Raw genomic sequence first — 25,155 nt, forward strand, 5'->3', positions numbered from 1 at the left:
TATTGAAATAAGAATTATTGCTAAAATTTGAATTGATAAAATAATATTAGGGAGGCATTATAATGGCTAAGAAATTTGGTGCTGGTGTTGTAACCGGCGTTTTGGCAACTGTTGGTGCTCTTGCTGCAGGACTTGCTACTTACAAGAAAAAGGTGGTAGAACCTGAACAAAAAGAAGCTGATCGAATTGAGCAAAATAGAATTAAAGCTAACAGAAAGAGCTATTCAGCTCACCAAGGTTAAAATTCTACAAAAAAAGAGAGATTAATCCCTTATTGGGTATTGATCTCTCTTTTAATATTTAGAAGCCTTTGTTTGGCCATTCCATTTTTCAAAGCCGTCTTTTAGCCAATATACCTTTTTATAGCCCTTTTTCTGTAAAAAGCGTGCCGCTCTGACAGTTAAGGCACTTGAATCAGAATAAAGGTAAACTGGTAAATCTGGACGAATTTCCTGATATTGATACTTGAACATTGTATATGGAATATTACGAGCTCCTAAAATATGTTCTTTTTTAAAAGGAGCTTTTTCTCGCACATCGATAATCTGTGCCTTTCTCTTTCCCTTTTCAAATTCTTCGTTAGTTAATGCACCACCGACTCTCTTTGATTGGATCCATGTCCAAAGCCAACTCAAAGCAAAGGCCAAAATAATGATGATTAAGATAATGTTGATAATCCCAAAAATATTCATTAATTACTTACCCCTATATAAGAATTTCTATAGTACTATGATAATCCATTACTATCTTTTGCGCTAGTTTCCTTTTCTTCTTCAATCTCATGTTCATGAGTTAGAATCATTTTAGCTGTCATATATTCCTTTTTAGAAACTACACCGGCATGATATAAATTATCTAGCTCAATTCCCATCAACTCAATATCCCATTTGCGTTTTCCAACATAAACTATGATGTTAAATTTCTTTAGAAGCTTTTGAACATCGTGTAAATTTTTCATTATTAATTACTAATCACTATTCCTTGATGTAAACAGAAGACAACATAAATAATTAATATCACAACTGCAATTACCTTTAATTTATGATGATATTCCCTTAAATGGATGCTTCCAAAAATTATTCCTAAAAGAAAACCTGAAATTAAGCCACCAAGATGACCTAAAATATCAATATGACTTGCAAATAAATCAAGTACCAAATTAATAATAGCTAAAGCTAAGGCCTGCTTTCCCAAATAATCAACAACTGGAATTGATCTATTAGCTAAATAAAGAGCTATAACTACCCCAAAAAGTCCAAATAATGCCGTTGAAGCTCCAGCACTTACTACCGAATCACTGCCATAGGCATAACTTAACAAGTTTCCGCCAACACCAGATAATAAATAAATACCTAAAAATCGCCAATGACCTAAAATAGGTTCCATAAACTGACCAATATAATAAATCATCACTGCGTTAGATGCGATGTGCAACCAACCAATATGTAAAAATTGAGCAGTAAATAAACGCCACCATTGATGTTCAACAGTAACAAGTTGATTATTCATAGCTCCTAAGCGGATCAATGTATGAATATTGGTCGACCCACCCATTATCGTTTCTAAAATAAAAACAACAAAAAGCACTATTAAAATTGTATTTGTAACAACAGTGCTAGAAAAACGATTGGAGTTTATTTTTTTCATGCGCTTCCTCCTTTAATTAGTTAAAATAAAATTTTTAATTGGAATATCGTAATTTTCAACTAACCAAGTAGTTTGACTAAAGGTCTGGATTGAATTAGCTAAACTAAGAGTCTGTGTAGGATTTCTTTCTAAAAAACGATCATAATATCCACCACCAAAACCAAGGCGACTATTTTTATCTAATCCGTAAGCAAGTCCAGGAACAATGATCAAATCCAAATTATTTTTAACTTCAACGTTTGGATCATGATTTTCTAAAACGCCAAACTTAGTCTTAACTAAATCTGTATTTTTATCATAAAAAGTAAATTCCATTCTTTTTTTTGGCAAACAACGTGGAATATATACTCTCTTATTTATTTTCCATAAAGCAGGAATAATTGGCGCTGTATTAACTTCTAACGGCATTGAAATGAAAATACCTATACTATCTGCTTTATTAAGAACAGAACTATTTAAAAATTTATCTTTTAAAATTCTATCCTCTAACATCTTTTGCTTAGTTTTAGCAAATGATGTTAGCTTTTTTATTTGTAAATTTCGTAAATCTTGTTTATTAATCAAATTCATTAAATATTGCTGGATACAAAAAAACAACAGGAATTGCCTGTTGCTTTGATTACTTAGTTTCGCGGTGAAGTGTTACCTTTCTTTCAACTGGGCAATACTTCTTTAAAGCTAAACGTTCCGAATGCTTACGCTTATTCTTTTCAGATAAGTAACTTCTATCGCCACATTCGGTGCATTCAAGGATAATATGTTCTGCCATCTTTTCCACCACCTACTTATTTAGTTAACTGTTAAACTATACCATGTTTTTCGTACTTTTACCAGTACTTTTCTATTTATTAAGCTTGAAGTAATCTTCAACCATTTCTTTTGCAACTTGAAGAGTATAACTTCCTTCTTTATCTGGATCAAGCCCTGGGAAGACAACTGCAACAGCTAATTTTGGATCTTTTGAAGGAGCATATCCAACAAAAGTCGCATTAATAACTTCTGGTGCCTTTGGATTACCCGGATTATCTTCATCATAGTAGAAAGTCTGAGCAGTACCAGTCTTACCAGAAATTGATGGTTTTACGTCCTTTAAGCGGTGAGCCGTTCCCCACGCATTAGTACCATGAACAACGCGATACATTCCTTGGTGAATTACATCAAGTTGATCTTGAGTCCAAGGAATACGCATCTGAGCCTGAGGCTTAGTATTATACATGATAGAAACTTTATTTCCTTGAGAATTAGTTTCACCAACTGATTGAACCAAATATGGACGCATACGGTACCCACCATTAGCAATAGTTGAAATATATTGTACTAATTGAATTGGAGTATAAGCATCATAGTTACCATAAGATAAGTCAAGGACGGATCCAGTCAATAATTGACCAGCAGAGTTATATGATCTACCTTGAATACCTGACACTTCTCCAGGAAGATCAACACCAGTCTTTTGTCCCAAACCAAACATTGCAAAATTACGTCTTAATTTAGTAAATGCATCGGATGGCATTGAGATAAAACTATGAGGTATATATTTAGCATTTACCCACCTTAAAGCTAGCTGCATCATGTAGATGTTACTTGAAACTTCAAGTGCTGTTGGAGCATCTAAGCTACCAAAAGTACCAACTGGGTAAACTGATTTCTTAATTGGAGAACCCGGCAAATAAATTGGCGTATCCGGCATCACACTATTAGTTGGTGTGATAATTCCCTTCATTAGTCCTCCTGCAACAGTTGCACCCTTGATTGCGGACCCCATAACAAAAGACTTATTAATAACACCTAACGCATCGTCAGTGTCCTTTCCGGTCTTAGCATTATGATTAATACCAGCAATCGCCAACAATGCACCAGTTTTAGGATTCATTGCTACGGCATATGCCCCATTTGAATACTGCGTAGCGCCAGCAGCTTGAGCAGAAGCATACACTTTCTTCAAAGTCTTCTCAACTTCTTGTTGATACTTAGCATTCATTGTCAAAATCAGGCTAGCACCACTTTGACCTTTATAAACAGTCTTAGTCTGTTCAACACTATCTTTAGACTTAGTAACCACTTGAGACTTAGATTTAGTTCCCTTTAAAAGTGGTTCATATTTTTCTTCTAGATAACTAGTACCTACTCGGTCATTACGTGAATATCCCTGAGTTAAATAGTATTGTAAGTTATCACTTGGTAAACCAGCCTTTTCTGAAGAAACAGAACCAATAATACTTTTAATTGATTTTCCATTTGGATAGTTTCTAGACCAGTCTGTTCCAATACCTACACCAGGTAATTCAGATAAGTGTTCCCCAACTAAGGCTATTTCACGGTCAGTTAATCCCTTGTTCTTAATGTAGATAGTTGATAGTGTATAAGCTCCTGAAATCTTATTAAAGATTAGAGCAGCTGTTTTTTGACGTTTCGTAAAATGAATATTTTGCTTTTCAACGCGCTTTAAGACATTATCATAAATCTGACTTGAACTTAATGCATCCCCATTACTGTCATAACGCTCAGATTTTGGCAATTTAGCTGTCTCTTTTTCTGAAACCTTGCTATTAGCCAAATAATAATCGTAAAGCTGTCTTTGGGTAGGTTTTTCATCATCAAGTGTAATATATTGACTTAAAGCGTTAGAAACCTTATATATTTGACTAGACGTAATGCTAGAATTTTTGGTATAAGTAATTGCGTTATTAGCTTTATTACCTACCAAAACTTTACCACTACTGTCATACATCACACCACGTGGCACGTTATTTGATACAATTTTTTGGTCGGTTTGTTGAACCTCTGCTTGAAAACGACCACCATAAAAGAGTTGCAGATATGCTAATTGACCAATTAATAATAAAAATAAAACTAAAATGACGCCCAAAATAATTTTCATTCTTAGGGGCGTCGAAGTGGAATTTCTATTCGAACCTTTACTTTGTTTTAAATAATTCAAAATTCTAACCTCACTAAACTAGAATTGATTTTAGCAAAAAAAGTATATAAATTCTATTTTTCTAACAATGAAAATCGCAATAATTATATATTCTTAATAAGTAGGATGCTTTTCAATGATTATCGAAAAATTTAAATCACATTTAAAAACCAAATATTTATATTGGCTTTCATTTTTACTGCCAGCTCTTATTTTCGCTAGCTACTTTATATATCGTAATCAAGAGATCTTAACTGTTGATTTAGGTCAACAATATATTGATTTTCTCTCATTTTATAAAAATAATCTATTTTCTAATCCTTTAAACCTAGTCTATAACTTGAGTAGCGGATTAGGAAATTCGTTTATTGGGACATGGGCTTATTATTTAACCAGTCCCTTTAACCTTTTACTATTTTTATTTTCAAATTCTCACCTTCCAGAGGCAATCCTTTTAATTATTAGTCTAAAAGTTGGTAGTATCGGGTTAAGTAGCTTTTATTATTTTCAAAAATTCTTTACAGGCGATAATAAAATTTTTGCTTTAGCTGCGAGTCTAGCTTTTTCATTAAGTGGTTTTGTCATCAGCTACAACTTAAACTTAATGTGGCTTGATAGTTTAATTTTATTACCTCTCTTATTAGATTCAATTGACAAATTATTTGTCCCCAAAAAGCACTATTTTTACCTAATTGGAATTACTTTTTTACTCTGGTTCACTAATTTTTATACTGGTTTTATGACACTTTTCTTTGGGTTACTTTACTTTATCAGTAAGTTAATTAATTATTCTTTTTCAAAAAAGAAGATTATTTCCCAATACTTTATAAAAAGTTTCCTAGGGACAACTTTAGCTGCCTGTGTGCTCCTACCAACATTTTTTGAAATATTAAATGGAAAAATCCATTCAGATACTTCCTTATCTATGGGAATGCAATTTTCTCCATATCAAGCATTTTATAAACTTACCATCGGCGCCTTTAATTTCACTGAAATGGAAAAGGGCTTGCCAAATATCTTTTTAACGAGTTTATTTACACTACTATGCTTACTCTACTTTATTAATCAAAAAATATCTCTTAAAGAAAAAATCACATCAGCTATTCTCTTAATATTTTTATTCTTTTCTTTTAGTTTTAATCCATTAGTACTCTTTTGGCATTTAGGTCAATATCCCGTTTGGTATCCAGCTCGCTTTAGCTTTATTTTTTCATTCTATGCTATTTATCTTGGCGTGCAAGTTCTTGCCCGTACAAAACAATTTGACTTTCTCAGTAAGTTAGCATGTGTAATTTTAGTCATCTGTCTTGGTATCTTTCTTTTCCTAAATATTCATCAAAAAGAATTTCTAAATCAAACCAATATCATCCTTACAATTTTATTCTTTTTATGTAGCTTACTAATCATTCTATTCTTTAATTACAAGTGGATTCCGGTAATATTTTTTGGTTTAGTTGGTCTTGAAGTAAGCATTAATTTACTAGCTAGTTTAGATAATATTTCTTATCAAAAAAATTATGACTATTCTAATTTCACTAAAAATGTTTCAGAGAGCATAAATTATTTACATAAATATGATTCAGGACCTTACCGAACAGAAAAGACATTTACTCGATCTGATAATGATCCACTAAGCAATAACTACTATGGTATTAGTAACTTCAATTCTATTTCAGATCGATCAATTATTAACTTAGTTGAATATTTAGGACTGGAAAATAATGATAATTCTTTTACTAATAACTATGCAACTCCCTTATCTGATAGTATTCTAGGCGTCAAATATAATATTGTACCAATTAAAAATCGTCGCAATCTTCCCGAAAAGGAACAAGTTGTTTTCACAAATGCCTTTTATCGTCCCGATTTAATTACAAATAAAGTTGTTAAAAGCTTTAAACAATTACAAATTAGACAAAATTCAACTGCATTACCACTTCTTTTTGTCTCTCCTACTCATAAAAAAACTAAGTTTTATCCAAGTATGCCTGCTACTAATCAAAATCTTCTATTTGATAATATTACTGGTAAAAAAACAAATTTATTTAATAGCTTATATCTAACCAATCCAACCAAAATACAAAATGTTAAGCCTACTAAGAATCTTAATGAATATAAAAAAATCAAAGGCAAACAAACGTCCGCAATTATTTTTAATATATCTTCATTTCAAAAAGGGCCTTATTATCTCGAGCTTCCTTCAAATCTAGATGAAAAAACAACGTCAGTCGTTGTTAATGGTCATTCACTTAATAATCAAGATCTAGGAATTTCAACTAAACTGCTAAATATCGGTTATTACTCAGCCAACACATCAATTAAAATTATTTTTTATTTAAATAATAAAAATATCAATTTGAATGGTGTGCGTGTTCTTCAATTTAGACAATCAAATTTTAATAAAATTATTCACCAATTCAATAAACGGCAGCCTGTAACTCAGCAAACAAGTCCAATCACTCTAACTCTTGATTACAAGGCCAAAAATAAACAAATTTTAAATTCTACTATTCCCTATTCAAGTAACTGGTTACTCTTAGATAATGGTAAAGTACTTAAAAAGCAAAAATTTGCTCACACATTTTTAAGTGCTCAATTAAAAAAGGGGTATCACCATATTACTTTAATTTATATTCCAATTACTTTTATAATTGGAATTTTAATTTCAATTATGTCACTCAATTTCATACTCGTCTTTAGACCAAAAAAGGATTAACTGCCATTATGGCAGCTAATCCCTTTTTCATAAAATTATTAAATATTAATTCAATGTTTTAACTTCATTGATAGTAACATCAAATGTTCCACCAGGAGTATTAATAGTTACTTTTTCACCTTTCTTCTTGCCAAGTAAAGCTTGGGCAATTGGTGAATCATTAGAAATCTTACCATTAAGTGGATCGGATTCATCAGAACCAACAATGGTATAAGTTTCTGGATCATCAGTACCTACTTCTGTATAAGTAACAGTTTTACCAATAGAAACTTCATTTGGATCAACACTATCTGCATCAACAACTTGTGCATACTTAAGCATTTGTTCAATTTGAACAATACGTTGTTCTACAGCACTTTGTTCATCTTTTGCAGCATCGTATTCTGAGTTTTCTGATAAGTCACCAAAAGATCTAGCAACCTTAATTCTTTCAATAACTTCTGGACGCTTTACTAACTTTAAATTTTTTAATTCCTTCTGAAGCTTTTCCTTACCTTCAGCAGTCATTGGATAAACTTTTTCTGCCATATTAAAAAATTCTCCTTACCTATACCTATTTTTCTTTGCACCAAACAGCTTATGTTTTCTATCTAAAAAAGTCAACCATTTTTACTGACCTAAACTACTATTACGCTTCAAATGTTCATCGTAATTTTCATTGTAGTAAACTTTACCAGTCTTAAGATTTGCGACAAAGTAGAGATAGTTAGACTTAATTGGGTTCAAGACAGCACTAATTGAATCTAAACTTGGATTATTAAATGGTCCAGGACCATATCCCTTGTGAACATATAAGTTATATGGAGACTTAACTTTAATATCCTTTAATGACAAAGAGTGCTTATGCTTATTCAGCGCATACATAACTGAAATATCAGATTGCAGTGGCATATTTGCCTTAAGTCGGTTAAAGAATACTCCAGCAATCATTCTTCTGTCTTTAGATTTAACACCTTCACGCTCTACTAAGGAAGCTAAAGTTAACACTTCCTGAACCGTCAAATGTTTCTTTTTGATAGAACCATAGTATGGTTGCAAAACCTGATTAGTTTTATCAACCATTTGGTTAACTAATTCCTTTAAAGACGCTCCTTGATAAACATCATACTTAGCTGGGAAGAGATAGCCTTCTAAGTGATAACGAACACCCTTACTATTCATTGAACTAGTTAAAAGTTTTGGATATTGTTTCTCTAAGCTCTTCATGAAGTCTTGATCTTTCATCAACTTCAAGAAATCTTGACGACTATACTTTGTATTTTTACCAACTGTAGTAGCGATACTATCAATAGTTTGACCTTCTTTGATCAAAACATGACCAACAATTGGTCGTCCGCCACCGCCCTGCAATTGACTAACAATTTCCTTATTATGCATTGAAGGCGACAGATAAAAATTACCTGCCTGAAAATTAGTCGCACTATGACTTTTCAGCCAAAAATTAAAAACTGCCGCATTTCTAATAACTTTTTTATCTTGTAAAATCTGAGCAATTTGACTATTAGTTGCACCTTCAGGAATATGGACACTAACTACATCTTCATCATGGCGATTAACAGGTTGAAGTGCATAACCTACGTAGCATCCTCCGATTAGAATAACTAAAACTAAAATAGCTCCAATTCCGCTAAGAATCCAACGCGTAATCTTTTTAGATGCTTCTTCTTCTAACTCATGATTCTTCTTTTTGTCTTGATTCAGCAAATGCTCTTCCTCCGAAAATCACAAAAATCTAAGACAATTATAGCAAAGCTTTCTTAAAAAGAATTAACGAACTTTAATCTTTAGACTTTCTTTCAGAGCTGCCTCAACTTTTTCCATTGCTTTAGCTACTATTTCATCAGTTAAAGTATCTTTCTCATTCAAGAAAGTTAATGAATAGGAAATTGACTTATGTCCTGATTCAATTTGACTACCTGAGTAAACATCAATTACTCGAATATCATGAAGATATTTTCCACCATTTAATTTAATTTGAGCTTCAATTTTGGCATTAGTTATTGCATTTGGTACTAATAATGATAAATCACGCTTAATTGCTGGGAACTTGGGTGCGGCTTTAGCTTTCATTCCCTTATCAAGCATTGAAGTAATAAGATCTAAATCAATTTCATAAACATAAATCTCGCTACCGCGTAAAGCTTTATCAAGAGTAGTTACAGTATGAGCCAACATCCCGATCAAACCGACATATTGATCTTTAATGTAAATACCAGCAGTTCTAGTTGGGTGCATACCGCCAATAACTTCTGCACGATACTCTACATCTGCATCTTTTATGCCAAGAGCTCTGAATAAGTTAGTCAATTGACCTTTTACAAAGTAGAAATCAATCTTTTGATCTAAATGTTGCCAATTAGCTGATAAAGTATGACCCGAATAAAGAGCAGCTAAATGTTCATGTTCATTAAAACTATTGTTTTCATGATCATAAACTCGGCCTTGCTCGAATAAGGCTAATTCCTTTTGTTTACGTGCCATGTTGTAGCTTGCCGCGTCAACTAAACCAGTTATTAAGTTTTCTCGCATAGTTGAACGACTTGAATTTAATGGCCATTGCACTTCTACAACTGGCTTTGGATCCTTAGTAAAGGAAATTGCTTTTTCTGGAGAGGTTAATGAATAAGAAATTGCCTCCATTAATCCTTGTCCTTGCACAATATCCTTGATTCTGCGCATTGCTGTTTCTTTTTCTGAATAACCGCCATGAGTTTCGGCTAAAAGAGGCTGAGTAGACTTCAAGTTATCATAACCATAAATTCTACCAACTTCTTCCACTAAGTCAGCTGGAATAGAAATATCCCATCTTCTATTAGGGACAGTAACAATTAATTCGTCTTCAGATCCACCAACGGTAAAGCCTAGACGATCAAAAATCTTTTCCATTTCAACTCTGGTCAATTCTGTTCCTAACACCTTATTAATGTAAGAAACTGTGGTTTTAACCACTGAAGGATTTCTTTGAACATCAGTTGCTTTAATTTCGCCTTCGTTAACTGTAGCAGCTGCATCATTACGTAATAATAAGGCTGCCATATCTAAAGCTTTTTGAGTATTATCCCAATTAACACCCTTCTCAAAACGACTAGATGCTTCAGTTCTATTAGCATGGCGTAATGCTGATTGTCTAACGCTAGTTCCGTCAAAAATAGCAGATTCTAAAATCACATCTGTAGTACTATCTTCTACTTCTGAATTCTTTCCGCCCATTACTCCAGCCATCATTACCGGTTTTTCACCATCAGTAATAATAATATCGTTTGGATCTAATTCAACTTCGTTATCATTTAATAAAGTAAGTTTTTCACCTTTATTAGCTTTTCTAACTTCTAACTTACCATCCTTAAATGTACGCGCATCATATGCATGTAGTGGCTGACCAGTTAAAAGCATAACGTAGTTAGTTACATCAACAACATTATTAATTGGCCGAATTCCTGCATTCCACAGACGTCTTTGCATCCATAATGGACTTTCACCAATTTTTACATTAGATACTTTTCTTAAATAGAATTTAGGTGCTAATTTTTCATCAACTTTAACATCTAATTCATCAGTCCAGTCGGGACCATCAGCTTTAAGAACCACTGGTTCAACTTTAGTTTTTTCATCAACAATTGCACCAACTTCGTAAGCTGCACCTTCCATTGATAATGTATCAGCACGGTTGGGAGTAATATCAAAATCTAAAATGTAATCATTCATACCAAGTGCTTCATAAACATCTTCACCAGGTTTTACATCAGAATCTTTAGGAAAAACAAAAATTCCATCAGCATATTTTGGTGGGACAACTTTGTCAGCAAAGCCAATTTCTTGAAGACCACAAATCATTCCATTTGATTTAATGCCGCGAATTTTTCCACGCTTAATCTTTTCATTGCCTGCAATACGCGCACCATGCAAAGCAACAATTACATCTTCACCAGCGGCAACATTAGGTGCTCCACAAACGATTTGAATTGGTTCATCTTCACCGACATCAACTTGGCATTTATGCAAGTGAGTTCCTTCAATATCTTCACATTCAATAACATGACCAACTACTAATTTTTTCAAACCTTCTGCTGGATGAACTACTGATGCAATTTCTACACCAGTTCTAGTAATTTTTTCTCCTAAATCCTTAGGATCTTCATTTAAATTAAGAAAGTCTTTTAACCAGTTATATGAAACGAGCATTAATTTTCCTCCTTACGGAATTGTTCTAAGAAACGAACATCATTAGTGTAGAAATCACGAATATCAGAAATGCCATACTTCAAAATAGCAAAACGGTCTAAACCTAAACCAAAGGCAAAGCCACCGTAAACTGTTGAATCAACACCTGCATTTTCTAAAACATTAGGGTGAACCATTCCTGCTCCCAATACTTCAATCCAACCAGTATACTTACAAATTGGACATCCCTTACCATTACAGTTGAAACACGAAACATCCATTTCAACAGATGGCTCAGTAAATGGGAAGTAAGATGGACGAAGGCGAGTCTTACGATCTTGACCAAACACGTGCTTAGCAATCATCTCTAAAGTTCCCTTAAGGTCTGACATAGTAACATTTTTATCAACTACTAAACCTTCCATTTGTTGGAATTGGTGAGAGTGAGTTGCATCATCATCGTCTCTACGGTATACCTTACCAGGACCCACCATCTTTAATGGCCCCTTAGAAAAATCATGCTTTTCTAAAACCCTAGCTTGATCTCCTGAAGTTTGAGTTCTAAGCAGATCTTCTTCATCAATATAGAAAGTTGCTTGCATATCACGAGCTGGGTGATCCTTAGGTAAATTCATCATTTCAAAACAGTAATGATCAGTTTCAATCTCTGGGCCTTGTACTACTTCATAACCCATTCCAATGAAGTAGCTTTCTAAGTCGTCTAAAATAATATTGATTGGATGCTTTGAACCTAAATGTCCTTCACGACCAGGCAAAGTCACATCAATTTTTTCTTCTTCAAGTTTCTTAGCAATTACTGCTTGTAAGAAATGATCTTTTGCTTCATCCAATTGCTTTTGAAGAATATCACGAACTTGATTTACTTCTTGACCAACCTTGGGTCTATTTTCTGGTGCAATATCTTTCATTGAGTGTAGGATTTCAGTTAATTCACCCTTACGCCCCATTAATTCAACTCTGATCTTATCAAGCATTTTTTGATTTTCAGCTTGCTTAATTTGATCTAAACCTTCTTCTTTTAACTTATTTATTCTATCGAATAAGTCCATCTCATTTTCCTTTCCAACAAAAAAAGCCCCGTCCCAAAAGGGACGAAGCTTCGCGGTACCACCCTAGTTTGAACTAGCACAAATAAAGTGCGTATTCACACTCTTTTCCTGTAACGGTGAAATACCGGAATTGATTAGATTCTGCTCCTAAGATGAAATTCATGCTTCTATCCTAAGTTTCTTTCACCAATAAAACTCTCTCTAAAAAGATATCCACACTACTAATCTTAATCATCGCATTTAGTATAATAGTATCTTAAAACTTTTTATTAAACTTTGCAATTATTCTTAGGCCCACTTATCAGCCCAATTGTGAACCTGATCAAAAACAGGCTGTAAATCTGCACCCTTTTGAGTCAAAGTATAGCTAATAATACCACTCTTTTGATCTACAGTACGATTAACGATGCCTTCTTTTTCCAGTTCTTTTAATCGTTCAACTAAAACTCGATCAGAGCACTTACTAATGCAACGAGCTAGATCTTTAAATCGCATTGCATTAGTATCACATAACGAACTAATAATTAACCCATTCCATTTTTTACCAATAATTGCAAAAGCATCAATAAAATGCGAACACAGTGAATAATCTTCTGGATCTGGACAGTCAGTCATTTTAGGTTTGCTTTCAATTTCTTGGGACATACATATTCCTCCTAAAAAATTAAAATTTTTCAATCATCTATACTAAAATTATAGTAATATTACTTACTAAAAACAAGCTATTCGCTTATGAAAAATGATAAATCATTATACCTGCTGCTACCGCTGCATTCAAGGATTCTGCCTTTCCTTTAATTGGAATATAAATCTTCTTGTCTGCTGTATTAATTACTTCTGGGCTAGCTCCATGTGCTTCATTTCCAATTACTAAAGCTAATTGAGGAACTGGAACACAATTGTTCAAAGACTTAGCGGTCTTATCTAAAATACTTACGTAAATAGGAATTCCATTTTCTTTAAAACTACTAATGGATTCTAAGACTAGATTTTGAATAATTTGAATATGAAATTGGCTTCCTTGCATACTACGTTGAACTTTTGGATTATATAAGTCAACGCTTTCCTCAGATAAGACAACACCATCAAAACCAGCTGCATCAGCGGTACGAATAATAGTACCAACATTTCCTGGATCAGTTAAATTATCTAAAACTACCCATTTCCCATATTCAAAACTAAAAGATTTAGGCTGATTGATTGGCAACACCATAAAAATATCTTGACTATTTTTGGTACTACTTAAGTGCTCTGCAATAGCATCAGTAATTTGAATTACTTTATTATCCTTTAATTGATAATTAGGAGTAAGTTTGTTTAAAGCTGCTTGAGTACCTAAAATATATAAATAATTTTCATGATTTTTTAAGGCTTCTTCAACCAAGTGAAAGCCCTCAATTAAATATGTTTGGGTCTTTTTGCGATATTTTTTTTGTTCAAGTTTTCTAATACTTTTAATTGTAGGATTGTTTACTGAATTAATTTCTATCATAAATTTATACTTCCTTCTAATTCTAATATTTTAAATTACTTGACTCGAAATTAACATGTTAAAATTTAAATTAGAATAAACAGAAAAGAGCGAATAATAATGAAAACTGTCAAAATGAGAGTTACAGGACTTGTACAAGGTGTTGGTTTTAGATGGACTACACAAATGATTGCCCAAGAATTGGGTATTACTGGAACCGTTAAAAACAATCCCGATGGATCAGTCTCAATTGTCGCCCAAGGTGATGAACTCCCTTTAGAACATTTTATCAAAAAAATTAAAGCATCGCCTTCAGTTGCTAGTCATGTCGACCATGTTGATATAGATACAATTTTAGACGCAGAAAAATTCACTCGCTTTAGTGTGGTTTATTGATACTTTAACAAATAACTAGTAAACTTTATTGCAGTAACAATAAAGTAGGAAAGGTTATAGTTAATGAAATCGAAAACTAAATATTTTAGTCTATTTGCCCTGCTAGGAACTCTTGCATTAATTCTAAGTGGTTGTGCCAATAATGGACAAAGCATCTACCAAGCACCTACTAGTGGACCATATGCATGGGTTTTCAGCCTATTTGGTAAGCCAATTCAAAATATCATGCTTGCTGTTGAGCATCAAATTGGTGGTACTAATGGAGCCGGTTGGGCAATTATTATTATTACTTTTGTTGTCCAATTAATCGTTATGCCTCTTCGTTTGGCATCTCAACGTAAGATGACTACGCAACAAGAAAAAACTCAAAAGTTGCAACCGCAAATGAAGTTAATTCAAGAAGCACTTAAAAAGCCGGGGCTAACTCAACCTCAACAAATGCAAATCAGTCAACTTCAAATGCGAGTATACAAAGAAAATAACATGTCCATGATGGGTGGTATGGGATGCCTACCACTGCTTATCCAGCTTCCAATTATGATGGGAATTTATCAAGCGGTAGCTTATTCTAAAGAATTGGCAGCCTCAAGCTTCTTTGGAATTTCACTTGGACAACGATCGATTATTTTGACTGTTATTGCAACCTTGCTTTATATAATTCAAGGATATCTTTCAATGGTCGGAATACCTGAAGAACAAAAGAAGGCAATGCAGATGACATTAATTTTAAGTCCTGCAATGACTTTCTTCATTAGTATTTCCGCTCCCGGTGCCCTAGCTCTTTACTTCTTAGTAGGTGGTTTTATTGCGATTTTGCAACAGTTAATCACTACTTTTATTATTATGCCAAAAGTTAAAAAAGATGTTGCTAAAGAATTAAATGATCGGCCATTAAAGGTTGTAGTTACACAAGAAACGATCGATAATATTCTTAATACAAGTTCTTCATCATCAACTACTACTGAAGATACAAAAAACCTTCACCAAGATTTAAGAGCACGTAATGCAGGCAAGCAAAAACGTCCCAATAACTCTGATAAAGATTAATAACTATAGATAACACGACAAAAAAGGGAATCCTAAACGGATTCCCTTTTAATTATTTAACTAAATCAGACTTTAACAGTGGAAATTCAATCATAAATTTGCTACCTGAGCCAAGTGTAGAACTTACACTAATTTTTCCATGATAGCTCTCTACCAATTTCTGAGCGATCGCTAAACCTAAACCATTGCCACCCTTTTCACGAGTTCTAGCCTTATCCACACGATAAAAGCGATTAAAAATCTTATCTTGTTCTTCAGGTGCAATTCCTTCACCAAAATCTTGAACAGAAATTTTAACTTTATCTTCTTCAGTTGCTGCATCGACTATAATTTCTTTACGATCATTAGAATACTTAATTGCGTTGTCAATTAAAATAATTAAAATTTGCTCCAAATGATTACGGTAAATTTTGACAATTGTATCAGGTTTCAAATCAGCATCATCATATGTAATAGTAAAGTCCTGATGAATCATTCTCATATCATTTACTGTTCGATTAAGAACTTCATTGACATCCGTTGTTTTATCAGGATATTGTAAATCAACCTGCTCAGCTCTAGTTAAATCAAGCATTTCCTGGATTAAGTGTTTCATTCTCTTGCTTTCTTGAAGAGATGCTTGAATTGACTCTTCAAGTACTTGAGGATCATCTTTTCCCCAGCGCTCAAGCAAATTTAAGTGTCCTTCAATTACAGCTACAGGCGTACGTAATTCATGAGAAACATCCCCAACAAACTGTTTCTGCTGTTGCATATAGGCTTGCATTCGATCAAGCATTTCATTAAAAGAAGTCGCCAATTCTCCTAATTCATCATTTCGATGCAAATCAGGTACTCTTCGCTTATCTGTTGGATCTTTATTGATATCGTGAGAAATTTGTGACATTTTCTTAATTGGTCGTACGACACTATTAACAATCAAGTAAGACAAGCCAATAAAGATCACAATTGCAATAATTGATAGACTTATCATCCAAGTTCGAATCGACTTTAAAACATGATTCTGCTGGTCCATTGAATTATCAACTACTAAATAACCCGTTAGACGATGTGTTTTATCAGAATAAATTTTCTGATAAATTTTCATATGGATTTTTCCACGAGTTGTAACGATTTTTAAAACATGATTTTCTGTTTTACTAAAGTTAGGCATCCCATTATCAGGAACATTACCATTACTAAAGACAACATCCCCCTCAGGATTATAAATCGTAATACTCGTATCACGATTAGATAAAGTTGCTAAAATATCGTCATTAAAGACATTCCCACCATCATTTGAAGTAATTGGCGTTTGTCCTTCTAAAATTCGATTAGTGTTAGGTGAAAGTTGAGGAACAACATTTGAAATCTGCAAACTTGTTGGAATTTCAACTAATCTTCTCTGAAAGGTAGTAGCAACACCTTCAGTCAGATTTCTTTCCTGTGATACTATTTGTTGCTTAACTAAAGAATAAATTGCAATTGAAAATATAACAAAAGAGACCGTAATTGTCGCTGCTACTAAACTCACCCACTTAAAAGTTAGCGAGGACTTGAGGGTCTCTTTGGTTGACTTATTTTGTTTCTTCACGTGCTTCATCATTTTCATCCGTTCTCACCATATAACCGGTACCACGAACAGTCTTGATGTATGATGGACGACCTGGTACATCGATTTTATTACGTAAATAACGCACATAAACTTCGACAACGTTGGTCTCAATCTTAGATTCGGGACCCCAAATCTTATTCAAAAGTTGTTCTCTCGTAACAACATTATTTTTGTTTTCAATTAATGTCATTAACAAGTTATATTCACGTTTAGTTAAATCAACTGTACTGTCACCACGATGAACAATTCGATTAGCAGTTTCAATAGTTAAATCATTAAAGTGAACAACTTTTTGGACACCCATAGTGTCACCCATAGCTCTCTTTTCAATTTGTACTCTTCTTAAAACGGCACGTAAACGAGCCAATAATTCTTCAATTGCAAAAGGCTTAACAATATAATCATCAGCGCCGTGATCTAAGCCAGAAACACGATCAATTACAGAATCTCTAGCAGTCATCATAATGATTGGAGTAGTCTTTTCTTGACGAACACGACGAGCAATTTCTAACCCGTTCAAGTCTGGCAACATCAAATCAAGTAGAATTGCGTCAAAGTCTTCGTTTAAAGCTAAATCCAATCCTTTCCGGCCGTTTCCTTCAACTTGAGTTTCATACTTTTCATGTTTTAATTCTAGTTCTACAAAACGGGCAAGATTTTTTTCATCTTCAATAATCAGAATTTTACTCATTATTTTCTCCACTACTATCTAATTTGGTTAAAAATTTTATTAATAAATTAATATTAAATTTAAAGATACATTAATGCAAGAGATTATTCATTCTTTTTATCATCATTAAATAAATCTTTTAATTTAGCAAAAGCAGGATTTTCCTTATTAGATTGTTCTTTTTGATAATCTTCTTGAGAAACAACTTTCCAGCCCTTTCCTTCAGGAAAATCACCTTCAGATTCTTCTTCAGGAGTAAGAATCACTGATGGCAAGCTCAACAGCAAGTTATCTTCAACAGCTTTTTGAAGATCAATCACATCATCTTTAACAGTTACAATTGTATCTTCTTCATCAAGCTGCTCCTGAGTAGGTTCTACTTCACTGTAGTTTTCAGTAAAATTAAATTTTTGATGTAATTCTACTGGCTTTAGACTACGAGTAGACGGTGCTACAACATCTGCTTCTACTGTAAAGTTTCCAGTTACAAATGGTTCATCATAGAAGAAGTCTCCACTTACGTGAACATTTTTTGCATCTATAAGTAATTCTTTACTTCTATCAAAAAATTCTTTACTTAGTTCAACATCTTCATCAACATGCGTTAATGGATTACGACTATTTTTTATTTGTGAATATGAAAAATTTAACATTATTTTACCTCGATTGGTCTCCGACCAAAGTTTTGATCTTTACCCATAATTTGTTCAAAAAGTCTATCTACTTTAACCTGTAACCCTAACGTTCCAGTAGTTGCATTTCTCTTATCCACTTTAGATATAATAGGAAGTTCAACATCTTTTCGAATTTTTTTTAGATAATTTCTGCCCCGGTTATTATATCCAAGCAGCAAAGTGGAAGTATCTTGATACGAAGCCTGCATTTCATCTGCTGTTATATTTAAAAGCGTATAAAGGCAAAGTCGTCTTAATCGAGCATATGTATAGCGTTTAGACTTTATTTGACGCAGAAATGAAGTGAAATCTTCTGCCGTATGGATTTCTTCCTTCATTTTATATTCTAGTCCTTCACTCATTTGATAAATTAATCGTAAGTTTTCTACACTTGCACTCTCAATTCGATATTTTAAAAATTTAAATAACAGATTCCAATTTGGATAAACTTTCTGTTTTTCTAAAGCTATTAATTCACCTTTAGGTAGATATTTTTTTAATTCTGTTAAGTTATCAGGATGATGCAAACAATAATTTCTAATTGCTGTAGCTGACGAAATAATTTTATCCTGCAGAAGCGGATCATCATGTCCACTACCCAATCTAGTCACAGGGTGTAGATGAAGTGGATTTTCTAATTGCTCACTAGCTACTGCATAAGCAACAGCTAACATCATATTAGGTTGGTTTACTTCATGACCAATTTCTCTAGCAATCATTTCGTTATACTGAGTAGCATAAGTTTGGGTATAATCACTAAAATCTAGTCGACTTTTAGGAATTTGACTTATTTTTTGTCCTAAATATGAAAAGTTTAAATTAGCATCCTCTACTCCAAAAAATAATTCTGATGCCCCTAAATCGCTTAACATCTTAATACTACCATTAGCAAAAATATCAGCTGGTTGAACTGCAAAAGAAAAAGGAAGTTCAAATACTAAATCAGCACCTGAATTCAAAGCAGCCTTAGCTCTTTGCCACTTATCCATAATTGCCATCTGTCCACGTTGAACATAATTACCTGACATTATAACAATAATCGGATCGTTTTCAGCAACTAAACGAGCCTGATTTAGCAAAAATTCATGTCCGCTATGAAAAGGATTATATTCGGCTACAATGCCAATTACACTCATACTTTTACCTTTACTCTAAATTTAACTCTAATTTCTTACCATTGCTCCATAATTTTTCTAAACCGTAAAAGTCTCTTGCGTCTTCAGTAAATACATTTACAACTACGTCGCCCATATCTACTAAAAGCCAGTTAGAGTCACGAGTCCCTTCAATTCGATAATCTTCTTTTTCATGTTCATGAATCTTATCAATAATGCTGTTCACAATTGCATGAAGTTGACGATTGGAACCAGCAGTTGTTACCACATAATAATCAGCTAAAATACTAATTCCTTGCATATCATATGCTTCAGTATCTTCACCATGTCTTTCATCAATTGCTTCTACAGTTAAGTCTAATAATTTCTTACTTTCCATTTATTTTTCCTTTCAAATCCTAATCCTTTACAGACCATTTGTTATATGCAGCAAAAGTTTTAGGATAAATCTTTTTTCTATTAGTTATTAAAAAGTCAAGCGTATGCGCTAATTCAAAACCTACTCCATCATCTAAATTGGCATAAGCTATCTTACGCGCCTCTTCTACACCAGAAAAATCACGGCCCGGTTCAATAAAATCCGCTACAAAAACTATTTTATCTAATGTAGTCATTTCAACATCAGCAGTTGTATGACGTCTAATAGCCGTCAAAATTTCTGGATCAGTTATCTTTAATTCTTTTTCAATAAAATATGCTCCAACAATTCCATGCCAAATAGCACGATTATAGTTAAGCAGATCTGGATCAAAATTTTGTTCTTTAATTACCTTAATAAACCGTTCTGGCGCTACTTGTTTGGCATAATCATGGATGAAGCCAGCTAAGGCTGCCTTATCGGGATCATAATTATTAAGCTTAGCTAACTTACGGCTAGTCTGACTTACGCCAATACAGTGTTTAAATCTCTTTTCATCCATGTTGCTTTTTTCTTTAGCAATAATTTCGTCAGAAGTTAACGAGGAATAAGTATTAACAAAATTAATTTCATTCACGATATAAGCCTCTTGATTCAATATATAATCGTACACTTTCGGGTACTAGGTAGCGAATAGAATTGCCAGTAGTTATGTTTTGACGAATTAAAGAAGATGAAATATCTAAATTAGGTGCATCAACCCAAATCATTGGAAAACTTGGATTTTGCGGATAGTTTGGCCTTCTAACCCCAACTAAGGTAGACAACAAAGCGATTGTTTCAGGCTCACGCCAATTTTCAAAATCATTTACTTCATCGCTGCCCATAATCAAATAGTACTGATTACGTGGTGCCCTCTTTTTCAAATAGCGTAACGTATCAACTGTATATGACGTACCGCCTCGCATAATTTCAAATAATTTAACATGGAAATAGGGATTATCATGCGTAGCTAATTCGAGCATAGCACAACGATCTTTTGCACTCACATTCCCCGCTAATTGCTTATGAGGTGGCGTATTATTTGGGATAAACCATATTTCATCTAAATGAAGCTGCTTTCTAACCTGTTCTGCCATAACTAAATGAGCCATATGAATCGGATTAAAAGTTCCACCCATAATTCCAATTTGCTGAGCAGAACTTGTTGCTGGTTCAAATTTTACTTCCGATTTTTCTTTTACAACACACTGCATTATATTAACGCTCTTCTGATCCCTAAACCAATTCCTTCTGGAGTATAAGCCTTAACGACAACGTCAGCTGGCGTTGTAATAAAACCTACGCCCCCAAATAAAATATCGCTTTTTTCTTTTGGTGAAAAAGTTTGGCCCTTCAAAGGTCCTAAATTATCTTCTTTTCTTGGCGGAAGAAGCAAATCATCTTTATGTTTTTCATAAAAGGCATCTGCATTCTCCGTTTTCGTTCTATGAACATAAAGATCTCGAGCCACATAAATAGTAAAACCAGCTGAAGGTCCATCAACATAATCAAAGCGTCCTAAACCAGCTAAGAAAATTGTTTGTCCTGGTAAAAGCTGATAAGTTGCGGGCTTTAATGGCTTTTTTGGTTCAACCACTTCAAGCTCTTTTCCACTTAAATGACTAGCTAATTGGTTAGCATTCAAAATTCCGGGTGTATCAATCAAATAGTGCTCATTAGAAAGTGGAATCTTAATTTCATCTAAAGTTGTCCCAGGGAACTTAGAAGTAGTAATTACATCCTTTAAATCACTATTCATATTAATGATTGCATTAATCAAAGTTGATTTACCTACATTGGTTGTTCCAATAAAGTAAATATCTTTCTTTTCACCCTTCTTAGCCAAAAAAGCCATTAAGTCTTCCAAGTTTTTCTTCTTAGCAGCTGAAACTAAAAAGATCTTTTCTGGCTTCAAACCGTTTCGATTAGCTTCTTGGCGCATCCAGTCTTTGATTTTTGATTCTTTTGAATTTTTAGGAAATAAATCTACTTTATTTCCTACCAAAATATATTCATTTCCACCAATAAAACGTTTAATTGATGAAATTAATGAGTTACTAAAATCAAATAGGTCAACTACATTAACCACCAAAGCCTTTTTTTGACTAATTGAATTAAGCAAAGCTAGAAAGTCATCATTATTCTCTTCTACTGGCATAATTTCATTATAATGCCTTAACCTAAAACAACGTTGACAATATACTTCATTATCATCACTTTCTAAGGCTTTCTTTAAGGCAGAAGATGGCAAATAACCCGACTTTTTAGGATCTTGATCTTGCAATACACTTCCACAACCAATACAACGTAATTCTTCACTCATTCTAATTTCTCCTTAAAAACTACTGGCTTTTTTAAATTCAAAAAGAAAAAAATAAATTTTTCAAAGAAACGATTAATTCTTGTATTCCATTTATCAGTTTCAACTAATGGTTTAACTAGTACCGTAGCTACTCCAGCCAAATTTCCAGCTTGGATATCTGTAATCAACTGGTCTCCTACCATTAAAACCTGATCTTTTTTTAAATTTAATTCTTTCAATTCCTTATTGATACCAATGGGAAGAGGCTTTCTAGCCTTTGCAATAAAAGAAATATGATATGGATTCAAAACTTTTCCAATACGTTCAGAATTATTATTCGAGATAACAACTAACTGAATCCCATATTTAGCTAAACGCTGATTAAGTTGATCCATTTCAACTGCAGTATCAGACTTATTCCAAGCTAATAACGTATTGTCTAAATCACTAAAAACGGCCTTAATTCCCATCTTTTTCAACTGCTTTGGATCTAAATTATAGATAGTATCTATTGTATAACGAGGTCTAAACAACATTAAAAAATCTCCACTTTTTTCTCATATCTATAGTATCAGAAATCTTTAATCTTTAGAAACATTTGATGATTGAAAAATTAAATTTGACTTTTATTTTTTGCTTCAGATCAAGAAAAGAAATATTTACTCTATATCTTTAATTAAAATGAGAAAAAATGCTCCGCTAAAGCGGAGCATTTTTAATATTCTTAGTTCAAAGCCTTCTTAGCAGCATCTGCTAAATCAGCAAAAGCTTTTTCATCGTTGTAAGCAATGTCAGCTAACATCTTACGGTTCATGTCAATACCAGCTACCTTTAAGCCGTGCATTAACTTAGAGTATGAAAGACCATTTTGTCTTGCAGCAGCATTGATACGAGCAATCCATAATTTTCTGAATTCACTCTTACGCTTCTTACGGTCACGGAATGCATATTTACGTGATACAAATACTTGAGTACTTGCTGCTTTAAATTGTAAGTGTTTTGAGCCACGGTAACCCTTGGCTAACTTCATGATCTTCTTACGACGAGCGCGTGTTACGGTTCCACCTTTAGTTCTTGGCATCTAAAATTCCTCCTCAAAAAGTCTTCTAAATAATTAACGCATTTGGGAAAGCATCTGTTTGATGCGCTTTAAGTCACTTGCTGAAACCATAGCAGCTTTTCTCAAATGACGACGTTGTTTCTTAGTCTTACCGTGGAAACGGTGTCCAGTGTAAGCATGGTGACGCTTTAAACCACCATTAGCAGTTCTCTTGAAACGCTTTGCTGAAGCGCGGTGTGTTTTTTGCTTTGGCATATCTATTCCTCCAATTAACTACTTTTTCTTTTTGTCTTTCTCACTTAATGGAGCAAGCATTAAGAACATTGAACGACCTTCCATCTTAGGCTTAGTAACTACATTAGATAAGTCACTAGCTTCTTCGGCCATCTTTTCTAAGACCTGTTTACCTAACTCCTTGTGAGTAATTGCTCGACCTCTAAAGCGAATAGAAACTCTAACTTTAGCGCCTTTGGTCAAGAATTTACGAACATGCTTTAACTTAGTGTCAAAGTCATTACCTTCGATTGTTGGACTTAAACGGATTTCTTTAACAGCCATAACCTTTTGATTCTTACGGTTTTCTTTGGCTTTCTTTTGTTGTTCAAAACGGAATTTTCCGTAATCCATAATTCTAGCAACAGGTGGCTTAGCATTAGGAGAAAGCAAAACCAAATCAAGGTCAGCATCGGCTGCTTTACGTAAAGCTTCATTCTTGGATACAACACCAACTTGTTGGCCGTCAACTCCAATTAAACGAACCTCACGAGCACGAATATCTTCGTTTAAGATCATATTTCTTGGTATGAGTATTCACCTCCACGTTAATTTCGAGGACAAGAAAAAAGCGGGCAAAGTTAACGCCCGCTTTTAATCAACAGATATTATCGATCAGCCCAGAGGTATATCAACTTAGGCGAGAAGCGGGTGCTTCTTCTTGTTCTCAACTTCTAAATTATACCATCTAATTAATTTACGTCAAGAACTAATTAAATACAACGGTTTATTTTACTTGTTTCAATTTTTGGTTAATTTTACTAATATCTCTATTTAACTTAAAAAAATAACTACCATAAGCAATTGCATACATAATTACAAAGCTAACTATAATTCCAAAAAACAAGCCAAAAGAAAGAGAAAAATTATTTATCATTAATTCAAAAAATGTCCACGCCACAAAACAAACAAAGAAATTAATGACGAATTGCTTTCTCAAAGACCAATTATCCTTTTGAAAAATTAAGCCTGCTAAATAAAAGAAGACACCAATCACAAAAGCTGCAACAATCCAAAATGCGAGTTCTGTTCCTGAAATAGTTACTGAATGTAAATTATTGCTATTCATAGAAAATAATAATTCGACTAAGAGCCAAATCATCCCTATTCCGATCCCAATTAATCCACTAATCAAAATATTTCTTAGATATTTCATATTCCTAACCTCTCTTTCAAAGTTCTAATCTTTCTTCGTGATACTTGCACAGTCATTTTATTTTTTAAGCTCGCATCAATATTTCCATTACTTAAAATCTCCAAATGATCAAGTCTGTGGTAATTAATTACTGAGCTTCTTGAAACAGCAACAAAATCAGCTGGCAATAATTTATTAATTTGATATAGTCGCCCTTTAAATAGATAAACATTTTCTTCTGTATAAACATAAGTCTTTTCATTTTCAACTTGAATCAAATCTATTTTAGAAAACTTAACCGGAAACATATCACCTCTTCGATAACACCAAACAAAATCATTCTCATTATTTAGTTCTTGAGCAATACTGTTTATTTTGTTTGTCATTTTATGTAACCAAAATTCTGCTCTTTCTTCTTTAAAATTTTTATCAATATTAAACTTTACTTTCACGCTCATCCCTCCTGCTTGATTAATTATTAACAGTATATCGACTTAAAATTTT

At 33.3% G+C, this 25,155-nt stretch carries 30 protein-coding genes and 2 other annotated features; of the genes, 4 read left to right on the forward strand and 26 right to left on the reverse strand.

Translation table 11 applies throughout. The features are described from left to right. Positions 1 to 62 precede the first annotated feature (62 nt). Entirely contained in the window at positions 63 to 242 is a 180-nt protein-coding gene (locus tag H1A07_RS06945) for a DUF3042 family protein (protein ID WP_004897769.1), read from the forward strand. 51 nt (positions 243 to 293) lie between these two features. Here H1A07_RS06945 and H1A07_RS06950 read toward each other — a convergent pair whose 3' ends face one another. The 6 genes from H1A07_RS06950 to H1A07_RS06975 form a co-directional block, all read right to left on the reverse strand. Further along, entirely contained in the window at positions 294 to 692 is a 399-nt protein-coding gene (locus H1A07_RS06950; RefSeq protein ID WP_057718724.1) for a rhodanese-like domain-containing protein, read from the reverse strand. Positions 693 to 727: 35 nt separating this feature from the next. Beyond that, positions 728 to 958 carry a YqgQ family protein gene (locus tag H1A07_RS06955; protein ID WP_057718725.1) on the reverse strand — a complete coding sequence of 77 codons (231 nt, stop codon included), beginning with the start codon at positions 956 to 958 and terminating at the stop codon, positions 728 to 730. 2 nt (positions 959 to 960) lie between these two features. Then, the gene (locus tag H1A07_RS06960; RefSeq protein ID WP_057718726.1) at positions 961 to 1,647 is read right to left on the reverse strand and encodes a rhomboid family intramembrane serine protease; all 687 of its coding nucleotides are present in this window, start codon (positions 1,645 to 1,647) and stop codon (positions 961 to 963) included. Positions 1,648 to 1,659: 12 nt separating this feature from the next. Next, positions 1,660 to 2,217, reverse strand: coding sequence for a 5-formyltetrahydrofolate cyclo-ligase (locus H1A07_RS06965; protein WP_057718727.1), 558 nt, complete (start codon positions 2,215 to 2,217; stop codon positions 1,660 to 1,662). 49 nt (positions 2,218 to 2,266) lie between these two features. Beyond that, entirely contained in the window at positions 2,267 to 2,416 is a 150-nt protein-coding gene (rpmG, locus tag H1A07_RS06970; protein ID WP_210144793.1) for a 50S ribosomal protein L33, read from the reverse strand. 72 nt (positions 2,417 to 2,488) lie between these two features. Continuing rightward, positions 2,489 to 4,588, reverse strand: coding sequence for a peptidoglycan D,D-transpeptidase FtsI family protein (locus H1A07_RS06975; RefSeq protein WP_210144794.1), 2,100 nt, complete (start codon positions 4,586 to 4,588; stop codon positions 2,489 to 2,491). Between the two features lie 115 nt (positions 4,589 to 4,703). Between H1A07_RS06975 and H1A07_RS06980 the strand changes: the two genes are divergently transcribed. Beyond that, positions 4,704 to 7,283 (forward strand): YfhO family protein, encoded by a 2,580-nt coding sequence (locus H1A07_RS06980; RefSeq protein WP_210144795.1) that lies wholly within the window; start codon positions 4,704 to 4,706, stop codon positions 7,281 to 7,283. 45 nt (positions 7,284 to 7,328) lie between these two features. Here the strand turns inward: H1A07_RS06980 and greA are convergent, their stop codons facing one another. The 6 genes from greA to H1A07_RS07010 form a co-directional block, all read right to left on the reverse strand. Further along, entirely contained in the window at positions 7,329 to 7,811 is a 483-nt protein-coding gene (gene greA / locus H1A07_RS06985; protein WP_057718730.1) for a transcription elongation factor GreA, read from the reverse strand. 81 nt (positions 7,812 to 7,892) lie between these two features. Then, entirely contained in the window at positions 7,893 to 8,987 is a 1,095-nt protein-coding gene (gene mltG / locus H1A07_RS06990; RefSeq protein ID WP_210144796.1) for an endolytic transglycosylase MltG, read from the reverse strand. 63 nt (positions 8,988 to 9,050) lie between these two features. Further along, on the reverse strand, positions 9,051 to 11,465 hold the full coding sequence (pheT, locus tag H1A07_RS06995) for a phenylalanine--tRNA ligase subunit beta (protein WP_210144797.1): 2,415 nt from the start codon (positions 11,463 to 11,465) through the stop codon (positions 9,051 to 9,053). Then, positions 11,465 to 12,514: a phenylalanine--tRNA ligase subunit alpha gene (pheS, locus tag H1A07_RS07000; RefSeq protein ID WP_057718733.1), complete on the reverse strand. Its 1,050-nt coding sequence runs from the start codon at positions 12,512 to 12,514 to the stop codon at positions 11,465 to 11,467. Before pheS ends, pheT begins: the two co-directional genes overlap by 1 nt. 35 nt (positions 12,515 to 12,549) lie before the next feature. Next, positions 12,550 to 12,758 (reverse strand) — a binding site (T-box leader). Positions 12,759 to 12,802: 44 nt separating this feature from the next. Next, positions 12,803 to 13,159 (reverse strand): winged helix-turn-helix transcriptional regulator, encoded by a 357-nt coding sequence (locus H1A07_RS07005; RefSeq protein WP_057718734.1) that lies wholly within the window; start codon positions 13,157 to 13,159, stop codon positions 12,803 to 12,805. An 85-nt stretch (positions 13,160 to 13,244) separates the two neighbouring features. Next, the gene (locus H1A07_RS07010) at positions 13,245 to 14,006 is read right to left on the reverse strand and encodes a TrmH family RNA methyltransferase (RefSeq protein ID WP_094498723.1); all 762 of its coding nucleotides are present in this window, start codon (positions 14,004 to 14,006) and stop codon (positions 13,245 to 13,247) included. Positions 14,007 to 14,105: 99 nt separating this feature from the next. On the opposite strand from H1A07_RS07010, the gene H1A07_RS07015 reads away from it, so the two are divergent. Beyond that, entirely contained in the window at positions 14,106 to 14,381 is a 276-nt protein-coding gene (locus H1A07_RS07015; protein ID WP_057718736.1) for an acylphosphatase, read from the forward strand. A 63-nt stretch (positions 14,382 to 14,444) separates the two neighbouring features. Further along, positions 14,445 to 15,428 (forward strand): membrane protein insertase YidC, encoded by a 984-nt coding sequence (gene yidC / locus H1A07_RS07020; RefSeq protein WP_210144798.1) that lies wholly within the window; start codon positions 14,445 to 14,447, stop codon positions 15,426 to 15,428. Positions 15,429 to 15,480: 52 nt separating this feature from the next. On the opposite strand, the gene H1A07_RS07025 is transcribed toward yidC, so the two are convergent. The 14 genes from H1A07_RS07025 to H1A07_RS07090 all read right to left on the reverse strand — a co-directional run bounded on the left by H1A07_RS07025 (position 15,481) and on the right by H1A07_RS07090 (position 25,109). Next, positions 15,481 to 17,019 (reverse strand): HAMP domain-containing sensor histidine kinase, encoded by a 1,539-nt coding sequence (locus H1A07_RS07025; RefSeq protein WP_094517194.1) that lies wholly within the window; start codon positions 17,017 to 17,019, stop codon positions 15,481 to 15,483. Beyond that, positions 16,985 to 17,713 (reverse strand): response regulator transcription factor, encoded by a 729-nt coding sequence (locus H1A07_RS07030; protein WP_057718739.1) that lies wholly within the window; start codon positions 17,711 to 17,713, stop codon positions 16,985 to 16,987. The genes H1A07_RS07025 and H1A07_RS07030 overlap by 35 nt, the downstream gene beginning before the upstream one ends. A gap of 83 nt (positions 17,714 to 17,796) precedes the next feature. Next, complete coding sequence (locus H1A07_RS07035; protein WP_057718740.1) at positions 17,797 to 18,345, reverse strand: DUF177 domain-containing protein; 549 nt, start codon at positions 18,343 to 18,345, stop codon at positions 17,797 to 17,799. Continuing rightward, positions 18,345 to 19,502, reverse strand: coding sequence for a nucleotidyltransferase (locus H1A07_RS07040; RefSeq protein ID WP_210144799.1), 1,158 nt, complete (start codon positions 19,500 to 19,502; stop codon positions 18,345 to 18,347). The genes H1A07_RS07035 and H1A07_RS07040 overlap by 1 nt, the downstream gene beginning before the upstream one ends. 10 nt (positions 19,503 to 19,512) lie before the next feature. After that, positions 19,513 to 19,860, reverse strand: coding sequence for a ribosome silencing factor (gene rsfS, locus H1A07_RS07045; protein WP_210144800.1), 348 nt, complete (start codon positions 19,858 to 19,860; stop codon positions 19,513 to 19,515). 19 nt (positions 19,861 to 19,879) lie between these two features. Further along, positions 19,880 to 20,476: a bis(5'-nucleosyl)-tetraphosphatase (symmetrical) YqeK gene (gene yqeK / locus H1A07_RS07050; protein WP_094498728.1), complete on the reverse strand. Its 597-nt coding sequence runs from the start codon at positions 20,474 to 20,476 to the stop codon at positions 19,880 to 19,882. Further along, positions 20,469 to 21,095: a nicotinate-nucleotide adenylyltransferase gene (locus tag H1A07_RS07055; protein WP_210144801.1), complete on the reverse strand. Its 627-nt coding sequence runs from the start codon at positions 21,093 to 21,095 to the stop codon at positions 20,469 to 20,471. Before H1A07_RS07055 ends, yqeK begins: the two co-directional genes overlap by 8 nt. Continuing rightward, positions 21,095 to 22,204, reverse strand: a complete 1,110-nt coding sequence (gene yqeH, locus H1A07_RS07060) for a ribosome biogenesis GTPase YqeH (protein ID WP_210144802.1) — start codon at positions 22,202 to 22,204, stop codon at positions 21,095 to 21,097. The genes H1A07_RS07055 and yqeH overlap by 1 nt, the downstream gene beginning before the upstream one ends. Beyond that, positions 22,201 to 22,719, reverse strand: a complete 519-nt coding sequence (locus tag H1A07_RS07065; RefSeq protein ID WP_094498730.1) for a YqeG family HAD IIIA-type phosphatase — start codon at positions 22,717 to 22,719, stop codon at positions 22,201 to 22,203. Before H1A07_RS07065 ends, yqeH begins: the two co-directional genes overlap by 4 nt. 188 nt (positions 22,720 to 22,907) lie before the next feature. Next, a complete protein-coding gene (rplT, locus tag H1A07_RS07070) occupies positions 22,908 to 23,264 on the reverse strand; it encodes a 50S ribosomal protein L20 (RefSeq protein ID WP_003646918.1) in 357 nt (118 codons plus the stop codon). Between the two features lie 33 nt (positions 23,265 to 23,297). Further along, entirely contained in the window at positions 23,298 to 23,498 is a 201-nt protein-coding gene (gene rpmI, locus H1A07_RS07075) for a 50S ribosomal protein L35 (RefSeq protein WP_003646917.1), read from the reverse strand. Between the two features lie 18 nt (positions 23,499 to 23,516). Next, positions 23,517 to 24,035: a translation initiation factor IF-3 gene (gene infC / locus H1A07_RS07080; protein ID WP_057719034.1), complete on the reverse strand. Its 519-nt coding sequence runs from the start codon at positions 24,033 to 24,035 to the stop codon at positions 23,517 to 23,519. A gap of 38 nt (positions 24,036 to 24,073) precedes the next feature. Next, positions 24,074 to 24,185: a sequence feature (ribosomal protein L20 leader region), on the reverse strand. A gap of 58 nt (positions 24,186 to 24,243) precedes the next feature. Next, a complete protein-coding gene (locus H1A07_RS07085) occupies positions 24,244 to 24,672 on the reverse strand; it encodes a DUF3021 domain-containing protein (protein WP_210144803.1) in 429 nt (142 codons plus the stop codon). Next, positions 24,669 to 25,109 carry a LytTR family DNA-binding domain-containing protein gene (locus tag H1A07_RS07090; protein WP_004893669.1) on the reverse strand — a complete coding sequence of 147 codons (441 nt, stop codon included), beginning with the start codon at positions 25,107 to 25,109 and terminating at the stop codon, positions 24,669 to 24,671. The genes H1A07_RS07085 and H1A07_RS07090 overlap by 4 nt, the downstream gene beginning before the upstream one ends. Between the last annotated feature and the right edge of the window lie 46 nt (positions 25,110 to 25,155).

The sequence above is a fragment of the Lactobacillus taiwanensis genome, from assembly GCF_017894345.1.
Taxonomy (GTDB): Bacteria; Bacillota; Bacilli; order Lactobacillales; family Lactobacillaceae; genus Lactobacillus; species Lactobacillus taiwanensis.

Excerpts from the sequence above, each read along its gene's own strand:
- infC (WP_057719034.1), bottom strand. The coding sequence starts at position 24,035 with ATGATCTTAAACGAAGATATTCGTGCTCGTGAGGTTCGTTTAATTGGA.
- H1A07_RS06965 (WP_057718727.1), bottom strand. The coding sequence starts at position 2,217 with ATGAATTTGATTAATAAACAAGATTTACGAAATTTACAAATAAAAAAG.
- H1A07_RS07015 (WP_057718736.1), top strand. The coding sequence starts at position 14,106 with ATGAAAACTGTCAAAATGAGAGTTACAGGACTTGTACAAGGTGTTGGT.
- H1A07_RS07055 (WP_210144801.1), bottom strand. The coding sequence starts at position 21,095 with ATGCAGTGTGTTGTAAAAGAAAAATCGGAAGTAAAATTTGAACCAGCA.
- H1A07_RS07035 (WP_057718740.1), bottom strand. The coding sequence starts at position 18,345 with ATGTTAAATTTTTCATATTCACAAATAAAAAATAGTCGTAATCCATTA.
- H1A07_RS07090 (WP_004893669.1), bottom strand. The coding sequence starts at position 25,109 with ATGAGCGTGAAAGTAAAGTTTAATATTGATAAAAATTTTAAAGAAGAA.
- H1A07_RS06950 (WP_057718724.1), bottom strand. The coding sequence starts at position 692 with ATGAATATTTTTGGGATTATCAACATTATCTTAATCATCATTATTTTG.
- greA (WP_057718730.1), bottom strand. The coding sequence starts at position 7,811 with ATGGCAGAAAAAGTTTATCCAATGACTGCTGAAGGTAAGGAAAAGCTT.
- yqeH (WP_210144802.1), bottom strand. The coding sequence starts at position 22,204 with ATGAGTGAAGAATTACGTTGTATTGGTTGTGGAAGTGTATTGCAAGAT.
- H1A07_RS06980 (WP_210144795.1), top strand. The coding sequence starts at position 4,704 with ATGATTATCGAAAAATTTAAATCACATTTAAAAACCAAATATTTATAT.
- H1A07_RS07065 (WP_094498730.1), bottom strand. The coding sequence starts at position 22,719 with ATGTTGTTTAGACCTCGTTATACAATAGATACTATCTATAATTTAGAT.
- yidC (WP_210144798.1), top strand. The coding sequence starts at position 14,445 with ATGAAATCGAAAACTAAATATTTTAGTCTATTTGCCCTGCTAGGAACT.
- rpmG (WP_210144793.1), bottom strand. The coding sequence starts at position 2,416 with ATGGCAGAACATATTATCCTTGAATGCACCGAATGTGGCGATAGAAGT.
- pheS (WP_057718733.1), bottom strand. The coding sequence starts at position 12,514 with ATGGACTTATTCGATAGAATAAATAAGTTAAAAGAAGAAGGTTTAGAT.
- H1A07_RS06955 (WP_057718725.1), bottom strand. The coding sequence starts at position 958 with ATGAAAAATTTACACGATGTTCAAAAGCTTCTAAAGAAATTTAACATC.
- pheT (WP_210144797.1), bottom strand. The coding sequence starts at position 11,465 with ATGCTCGTTTCATATAACTGGTTAAAAGACTTTCTTAATTTAAATGAA.
- rplT (WP_003646918.1), bottom strand. The coding sequence starts at position 23,264 with ATGCCAAGAACTAAAGGTGGAACCGTAACACGCGCTCGTCGTAAGAAG.
- H1A07_RS06960 (WP_057718726.1), bottom strand. The coding sequence starts at position 1,647 with ATGAAAAAAATAAACTCCAATCGTTTTTCTAGCACTGTTGTTACAAAT.
- H1A07_RS06945 (WP_004897769.1), top strand. The coding sequence starts at position 63 with ATGGCTAAGAAATTTGGTGCTGGTGTTGTAACCGGCGTTTTGGCAACT.
- H1A07_RS07005 (WP_057718734.1), bottom strand. The coding sequence starts at position 13,159 with ATGTCCCAAGAAATTGAAAGCAAACCTAAAATGACTGACTGTCCAGAT.
- H1A07_RS07025 (WP_094517194.1), bottom strand. The coding sequence starts at position 17,019 with ATGAAAATGATGAAGCACGTGAAGAAACAAAATAAGTCAACCAAAGAG.
- H1A07_RS07010 (WP_094498723.1), bottom strand. The coding sequence starts at position 14,006 with ATGATAGAAATTAATTCAGTAAACAATCCTACAATTAAAAGTATTAGA.
- H1A07_RS07085 (WP_210144803.1), bottom strand. The coding sequence starts at position 24,672 with ATGAAATATCTAAGAAATATTTTGATTAGTGGATTAATTGGGATCGGA.
- rsfS (WP_210144800.1), bottom strand. The coding sequence starts at position 19,860 with ATGGAAAGTAAGAAATTATTAGACTTAACTGTAGAAGCAATTGATGAA.
- rpmI (WP_003646917.1), bottom strand. The coding sequence starts at position 23,498 with ATGCCAAAGCAAAAAACACACCGCGCTTCAGCAAAGCGTTTCAAGAGA.
- H1A07_RS07030 (WP_057718739.1), bottom strand. The coding sequence starts at position 17,713 with ATGAGTAAAATTCTGATTATTGAAGATGAAAAAAATCTTGCCCGTTTT.
- H1A07_RS07040 (WP_210144799.1), bottom strand. The coding sequence starts at position 19,502 with ATGAGTGTAATTGGCATTGTAGCCGAATATAATCCTTTTCATAGCGGA.